This is a genomic window from Streptomyces sp. NPDC008079 (assembly GCF_042957385.1).
Taxonomy (GTDB): Bacteria; Actinomycetota; Actinomycetes; order Streptomycetales; family Streptomycetaceae; genus Actinacidiphila.
Map to the genome: position 1 here is coordinate 1 of NZ_JBIBIC010000041.1, position 3,736 is coordinate 3,736.

The following is a 3,736-nucleotide window of genomic DNA, read 5'->3' on the forward strand; positions in this document are numbered from 1 at the left end:
GCAGGAGGTGCTGAAACGGGACGCGCTCACAGCCCCGGTCCAGGGCCCGCGCTGCGCGCTGACCGGCGGCACCTGGCTCAGCCCGTACGACGACATGTACATCGACGACGCGAGCAAGCTCGACATCGACCACCTGGTATCTGCACCTACGGCGAGCTGAGAACGCGATGTCCCAGGTACAGCTGTCGACGGCATGGCGCCCACAGAACTCGCCGCAGGCACGCGCCTTTCCGCTCCTCCTGACACTGGAGCTGTGAGCGCTGACGCCCAGGTTGGCTACCAGTGCTCAGTAATGGTGCCGTCAGCGTTGATCTCCTCGCGTACCGTCGCGGCGTGCCGCTTCCAGACCGGCATCTCCGCTTCCGCAGTCGCACGAAGCCAGTCTGTGAAAGAGGCATGGCTGCGGAAGGGAACGTCGCCGTTCATGCCCTCGGAGTAGGACCAGACCTCGGGGTCTGGCCCGGTGCCGCGCATGAACTCGAACTGGTAACCCTGATGCATGGTGAAGACGCGGTCAGTTGGTTCGAAGTGGAAGGGGGAGTCGTTCTCCTCGAGCAGCTCGCGGGCCGCCTCTCCCAGTCCAAGAACGCGGGAGTAGTAGACGTCTTCCCCACGCATGAATCGACCTGCGCCACCGCCGATCAGCGAGAGGAACTCTCGGTAGGCATCTGCCATCGGAACCTGCTGGTCACGCTCGACCGCCAGCACGGCCTCTGCCGGCAGGCCCCGGATCTGCTCGGGGCGGGCCGTGGTCCCATCGGTGATGGCGTGGACGACAGCGCGAACCCGCTGCGCCGCTGTAAGCCTTCCAGGTTCGTCCCACGCGGTCGGCCATCGCTCCGTCGGAGAAGGTACGGCTGAGCTCTCTTCCCGGCGTCGCTTCCACCACATCTGGCACCTCATGCCCTTTGACGACTCGGTCACAGGCTGTCTACCAGAGCGCGAGGTGCCTGGGTCCGTCAGGCCTCGTAGTGGGCCAGGCGCCTGCGCAGGTCCAGATTCTCACCTTGGGCCACCTCCAAAGCCTTGCGAAGCCGGTCAACCTCTGCCCGATGATCCTGCTGTTGGCGTGTGAGGCGCGCGCTCAGCGCCCGCACCGCAGCTGAGGTTGACCGACCTTCCAAGGGTTCTGTTGGCCTCGTCAGAGTCTGCCCGGCCTTGTCGCGGTGCCGTTCGATCTGGGCGCGTAGGTCCGGGCTTCGATACAGGAAGTCGGTGCTCACCTCGGCCTCCCGGGCCACGGCGGTGAAGCTGATGGGCCTTCCCGCCTTGGCCAGCTGGGCGAGGGCGGCGCGGGCCCGCTTCTCGGTTTCCTCGGTCCGGGCACGGATGGCTTGGCGGAGATGTTCGGGCAGCGGTGTCATGCGGTCGGCTCCTGCGGTGGGGTGGTGGCCGGCAGTTCGGGGCGGTCGGCCGCACCGGCTCCGCGTACCGCCCGCAGTTGCCCGTCCTCGTGGACGCTGACCTGGTCCAGGGCGACGAGAACCTTGGTCAGTGCGCGGGTCTCGGACAGGCGACCGGCGAGCCAGATGTTGTCCTCACCCATCGGCTCGCCGTGGCGAACGGTGAACTGGGTCTGACGCCGGGTGATCAGCGCCTCCGACTGTTGAAGCTGGTGTTGGAGTTCCTCGCGATGGCTGGCATCGGTGACGAACTTGTCGCAGCTCAGGCAGGCGTTTCCCTTCGAACAGACTTGCCGGGGCGGCAACATGCACCAGCCGTTCGGCAGAACCCGGTCAGCGCGCTGGTCCAGGTGCAGGAGGTCGTAGAGGTCGCTCGGATCGACCTCGGCGGTCCGGCCGTCGGCCGTCACCTTCTTGTAGCGCAAGAACTCGCGCTCGGCCGTCACCGCCAGGGTCTTGGCGTAGTGCATGGTCATGGTCGGAGTGATGTGGCCCAGGTAGCGCATGACGACGTGGATCGGCACCCCGGCGTTGATCAGGTCGGTCGCCCGGGTGTGCCGGAAGGTGTGGGTCTTGGACACCTTGACGGGGCGGCCGACACTGTCGGTGATGGCCAGCTCCTCGGTCAGCACGCCAAGTCGACTGTGGAACGTCGCCGAAGCGTAGGGCCTCTTCCCGAGCCGGTTGTTCTTGGTCTGCAGGAAGAGATACGGCGGGTCCGTTCCCTCTGGGGCGCCCCGCGCGGCGATGAACTCGCGGGCCCACTTCTGCTGGAGACGGCCCCGGTACAGGTTGCAGAAAATGTAGGCGTCATCCCAATCGTCGAGTTCGACGTCGGCGCCGGCCTCGCACAGCGCCCACACCCAGTCCCCGTACAGCCGGTCCAGGGATGAGCCGACGAAGACGCGTCGGTAGCCGCTCTTGGCCCGCAGACCGTGCGGATGGTCCTCGCGGTGCACCACTTCGACCTGGGCGGTGGTACCCGTGCCGGTCTTCCAGTCCCGGTGCCGCAGCCCCAACGCCTCGCCCAGCCGCAGACCGGTCTCCTCCAGCAGCGTCCACAGCAACCGGTACCGCAACTCACCCGACCAGGCACCGACAACCGGATCCCACAACGCCTCCGACTCGCGCAGTGACGCCATCTGCCCTGGCAGAAGAACAGGGACGGGCTTCACCCGGACCCGGACCTTCACGACACTCGAATGTCGGCCCTGCTTGCGGGCCACATGCTCCAGGAACGGCAGATAGTTGCCCGGCCTGGCATGTACCGTCTCGTACAGACGGCCCGCGACCTCGACCCCACGTGCGGCCTGGTAGCGGTAGAAGCCCAGCACCGCCCGCACCCGACTCGCCACCGTCGCATCGGCCGCCCTCTCCGCGGCGCGCAGCGGGACGACGGCCTCCGCGACCCCACCGCGACGCAACTGCCCTACGAACGTGCCGAGTTCGGTCACGCCGACCGTGTCCCATCCCTGCGAGCGCTACTCCAGGAACGACCACCACAGCGCCAGGCCCTGGGCATAACTCCTGATCGTGTTCGGTGACCGGTCCGTCCCCCGCAGGTACTCCAGATACTGCTCAGCCGGCTCCGCGACCCGGAAGTCACCCGCGACCACCGTCCACGTCGGCCCGGCCCCGGTCGCCACCCGTTGGGTGCTCGCCACCACATCCCCCTGCCTGTCATCACTGTCAGCGGCAAATAGCCGCTGCACCGGATAACGCAACGCTCACAGAAAGGGAACCGGGCAATCGCCCTCTGTCACGGATGTCAGCGGCAGGCACGTGAGGGGGCGGATAACACCTGGTGCCGCTCGCCGAAGCCTGGGACAGCGGTGCCTCGGCCTGGACGCCCAAGGAACGACAGGACTACGCGAACGACTTGGGGGACCCGCGGGATCTGGTCGCGGTCTCCGCGAAATCCAATCGGTCCAAGGCCGACAGGGACCCGTCGCAGTGGCTGCCGCCGGCCGCCGGCTACCGCTGCACCTACGTCACCGACTGGATCGCCGACAAGACCCGGTGGTGCCTGGACATCGACACCGCCGAACAGACCGCCCTGACCAGTACCCTCGCCGACTGCCCTGACACTGTCATCACCGTGACCACAGCCCGGTGACCGCCGGTCTCTGGCCGCTGCCCTGCTTGAGGATTCGGCGGCGGGTCCTCCGGGCGGCGTAGCAGGCCGTGCCCTGCCGCTTCGGCGGTCGTTGGCCCGGCCATGAAAAAGATGATCATGCACGGGGCGCTGACGGCCGCGGCGGTGGCTTTGGCCGCCACGGCCGGTGCCACTCCCGCCTTCGCGGACAACGACAGCAACTTCGGCAGCGGCGTGA

At 67.5% G+C, this 3,736-nt stretch carries 5 protein-coding genes; 1 reads left to right on the forward strand and 4 read right to left on the reverse strand.

Going from position 1 to position 3,736, the window contains the following annotated elements; all coding sequences use genetic code 11:
- Nucleotides 1-276: 276 nt before the first annotated feature.
- From ACFZAM_RS37070 to ACFZAM_RS37085, 4 genes are all read right to left on the reverse strand, one after another.
- Nucleotides 277-708 carry a hypothetical protein gene (locus ACFZAM_RS37070; protein ID WP_355343423.1) on the reverse strand — a complete coding sequence of 144 codons (432 nt, stop codon included), beginning with the start codon at nucleotides 706-708 and terminating at the stop codon, nucleotides 277-279.
- Nucleotides 709-959: 251 nt separating this feature from the next.
- The gene (locus tag ACFZAM_RS37075) at nucleotides 960-1,364 is read right to left on the reverse strand and encodes a DUF6262 family protein (RefSeq protein WP_391052976.1); all 405 of its coding nucleotides are present in this window, start codon (nucleotides 1,362-1,364) and stop codon (nucleotides 960-962) included.
- Nucleotides 1,361-2,857: a tyrosine-type recombinase/integrase gene (locus tag ACFZAM_RS37080; protein WP_391052979.1), complete on the reverse strand. Its 1,497-nt coding sequence runs from the start codon at nucleotides 2,855-2,857 to the stop codon at nucleotides 1,361-1,363. Before ACFZAM_RS37080 ends, ACFZAM_RS37075 begins: the two co-directional genes overlap by 4 nt.
- A gap of 27 nt (nucleotides 2,858-2,884) precedes the next feature.
- Nucleotides 2,885-3,067 (reverse strand): site-specific integrase, encoded by a 183-nt coding sequence (locus ACFZAM_RS37085; RefSeq protein ID WP_391052982.1) that lies wholly within the window; start codon nucleotides 3,065-3,067, stop codon nucleotides 2,885-2,887.
- A gap of 140 nt (nucleotides 3,068-3,207) precedes the next feature.
- On the opposite strand from ACFZAM_RS37085, the gene ACFZAM_RS37090 reads away from it, so the two are divergent.
- Nucleotides 3,208-3,519, forward strand: a complete 312-nt coding sequence (locus ACFZAM_RS37090; RefSeq protein ID WP_391052985.1) for a DUF1524 domain-containing protein — start codon at nucleotides 3,208-3,210, stop codon at nucleotides 3,517-3,519.
- Nucleotides 3,520-3,736: the final 217 nt, after the last annotated feature.